Here is a 3088-nt window from a genome sequence, read left to right as displayed (position 1 = left end):
CCAAGCGTGCCTCGCTCCCGGCCAAGAAGCACGGGAACATCCCGCTGTGAGCAGCGCTTCCGGGGAGTCGGGGGACCTCACCGCGGCCGCGCTGCGCGTCGTGCGCGGTGAGCCCGACGACGTCGAGCTGGCGGCGCTCGTGGCGGGCATCGTCGCGGCACGGGCGGCCGCCGGCGACGACCCCGCTCCCCCTTCCGGGCGGTCCGCGCCCTGGTCGGACCATGCTCGCCGACGTGGCCTGCGCCCGGCGCCGGGCCCCGACAGCTGGCGCTGGTCGCTGCACCCGTGACGTCCCACCGGCGCTGCGTCTCGGCCGCAGCCGGGGCGTGACGCCGCGGACCGGGCACGGGGTCCGCAACTCAAGGTGCCCCACAGCTGCGCGACTGTGCAAGGATGCGTGCCGTCGGTGGCCCGCAGGGCGGGCGAGGGCGGCGGTGCAGCCGAAGGGACGGGGGGCGGACGACAGTACCAGTGCTGAGGGCGGCAGCGGTGCAACGCGGGGCTGCGGTGATGACCCCGGCCACATCGGTCTTCCTCCCGATGGTCGGCGAGGGGGACTGGGCGGCGGTACTGGAGGTCCTCGACCGGCACTGGGTGGAGATCTGGTTCGCCGTCGACCCGGTCGACCTGCGGGAGATTCTCGCCGAGGCCCCCGGCCACCTGCTCGCGAGCCTGCGGAACGCCGACTCCATCGCCGGCGCGCTGGGACACCGCTGCGCCGGTGTCCGGCACCCGGGCGTGCTCCCGCACGAGGCCGCCTCACTCCCGGACGTCGCCCGGACGGTCACTCGCCTCCGCCTGCAGGAGCGGCCCGTCGCGGCGATGGCCCATGTCCCGGGGGCGCTGGCCGTCTATCGGGCACAGCGTGGCCGGCTGGTCGACGCCACCGGTGGTGAGGCCGCCCTCTGGCTGGTCCAGGTGGCCACCACGGCGCTGCTCGCCGGGGAGGTCGCGGCGGCACAGGGCATCCTGCTCTCCGCCGTCGACGTCCACGAGACGCCGCGGTTCCCCTTCGTCCTGCGGTACGTGACCGCCGAACGCGCCCTGACACTGGCGGTCGGCGGCAATGTCGCCGAGGCGCGTCACGTCGTCCGGCAGGGCTACGCCATGCCGCGGACGGGAAGCTGGGTGGAGTCGGTCGTCGACAGGGTCCTGTGGCTGGCCGACTTCATCTGCGCCGTCGACACGCTCGACGAACGGACCGAGGAGATGCGGCTGGACAACCCCTCGCCGCTCTCGCACCGGGAGCTCTGGCCCGTGGCGCTGCTGGCCCATGTCCGCTATCTCACGCTGACCGGTCGACCGCAGCTGGCGGAGGAGCTGTGCGACGCCGTCGCCGCCGTCGACCTGGCCGCTGCCGACGCCGACGGCCTGTTCGCCTCCGCCGTGGCGGACGCCCGCCTGCTGGTGCGTCCCCAGCGTGGTGACGCCGGGCCGGAGGACCGGGCCTCCGTGGCGCAGACGGTGCTCGCCCGCGCGCTGCGCCTCTTCGTCACGGGCCAGTTCGCCGCTGTCACCCGGCTCACGCTGCCTCGCACCCACGACAACCGGCTCGTCCGCGCCATGGCGCTCCTGCGTGCGCAGGCGACGATCGCCCAGGGGCGCGCCCGTGAGGGGCAGCAGCTGCTGCTCGAGACACTGCACGAGGTGCTCGACTGCCAGACCTACAGCGTGCTGACGTACCTCACCCGGGAGAGCCTCGACGCGATCGGCGAGACCGACCCCGGGGCCCGCGCGGCGGAGCTGGTGGAGCGCCACTCGCTGCCGCTGGTCCGGGTCGGCGCGACTCTCACGGCGGCCCTGACCAAGGCCGAGACCGCCGTCCTGCGCCTGCTGTGTGACGGGCTCACCCGTGAGGAGATCGCCAAGGAGCTGTTCCTCTCGGTCAACACGGTCAAGACCCATCTGCGCTCCGCCTACCGCAAGCTCGGGGTCACCCACCGGGCGCTGGAGGCGTCCGCCCAGCTCGGCATCTGAGGCCGTCGACGGCCGCCGGCGTCCGCTGACGCGGCTGGGGCGGGTGCGGGGCACTCCCCACACCCGCCTCAGCACACTCAGCGACCGGCGTCGACCCGGCGCCTCAGCGGTGCCGTGACCAGCACGGCGCCGAGCAGGAGGAGCGACGCCGCGACCGCGGCGGGACCGCCGGCGGACACTCCGGTCTGCGGCAGGCTCCCACCGGTCCCGGACGCCGGCGGCGTCGGGGCCGGCGGCACAGGGTGCTCGGTCTGGCACACCGCGTCGCACTCGCCGCGCGGGTGGTCGGAGGTGACCGCGTTGCGCAGGGTGCCGTCCCCGTCACCGGTGACCGTCACCGAGTAGGTGATGGTCACGACCTCGCCGACCGGCAGGTCGCCGGCCCAGGTGAGAACACCGTCCGCCACGGCCACCTCACCGGCCGAGGCGGTGGCATCGCCGTTGTAGGTCGCGTCGTCGAGGACGGCGGACAGGTCGTCGGTGACGGACGCCCCCTCGACCGCGCCCTCGCCGCGCTGGGTCACCGTGAGGGTGTACTCCACCGTGGTGCCGGCCGGGACATCGGTCCCCGGAGCCGGGTCGGCCGCCTTGGCGTAGGTGAACCAGCCCCCGGGGTGCTGGACGACGCACAGGTCGGCGCACTCACCGCGCGGGTCCTCGGAGGTCACGACGTTGCGCAGCACCTCGTCGCCGCCTCCGCTGAACACCACCGAGTAGGTGATGGTCACGACCTCGTCGAGGGCGAGGTCACCGGACCAGGTGAGCACCCCGTCCTCGACGACGACCTCACCCGACGAGGTGGCCGCGTCGTCGTTGTACGTCGCGTCGTCGAGCACGTCGGACAGGTCGTCGGTGATCGAGACGCCCTCGATGCCCGTCGGTCCGTGCTGGGTGACGGTGAGGGTGTAGGTCACCGTCTGCCCCGCCTGGAGGTCCGAGCCCGGTGCCGGGTCGGAGTCCTTGGCGTAGGTGAACCAGCCGTAGTCGTGGGTCGTCACGCAGCCATCCTCCTCGACACATTCGCCGCGTGGGTCGTCGGAGGTCACGACGTTGGCCAAGGTGCCGTCCGCGCCCCCGGTCACCGTCACCGAGTAGGTGATGGTCACGACCT

The 3088-nt window shown here is 73.7% G+C and carries 2 protein-coding genes and 1 pseudogene; 2 read left to right on the top strand and 1 reads right to left on the bottom strand.

The features are described 5' to 3' along the window. Window positions 1–46 precede the first annotated feature (46 nt). Together Q0195_RS09820 and Q0195_RS09815 are read left to right on the top strand one after the other, a co-directional pair. Window positions 47–289 (top strand): acyl-CoA carboxylase subunit epsilon, encoded by a 243-nt coding sequence (locus tag Q0195_RS09820; RefSeq protein ID WP_299277704.1) that lies wholly within the window; start codon window positions 47–49, stop codon window positions 287–289. 221 nt (window positions 290–510) lie between these two features. After that, window positions 511–1977 (top strand): LuxR C-terminal-related transcriptional regulator, encoded by a 1467-nt coding sequence (locus Q0195_RS09815; RefSeq protein WP_299277701.1) that lies wholly within the window; start codon window positions 511–513, stop codon window positions 1975–1977. Between the two features lie 77 nt (window positions 1978–2054). On the opposite strand, the pseudogene Q0195_RS09810 reads toward Q0195_RS09815, so the two are convergent. Further along, window positions 2055–3088 (bottom strand): annotated as a pseudogene (locus Q0195_RS09810) (hypothetical protein); the annotation flags it as partial.

Source organism: uncultured Georgenia sp., from assembly GCF_937958535.1.
Taxonomy (GTDB): domain Bacteria; phylum Actinomycetota; class Actinomycetes; order Actinomycetales; family Actinomycetaceae; genus Oceanitalea.
This window is presented reverse-complemented; position numbering and strand designations above follow the sequence as displayed.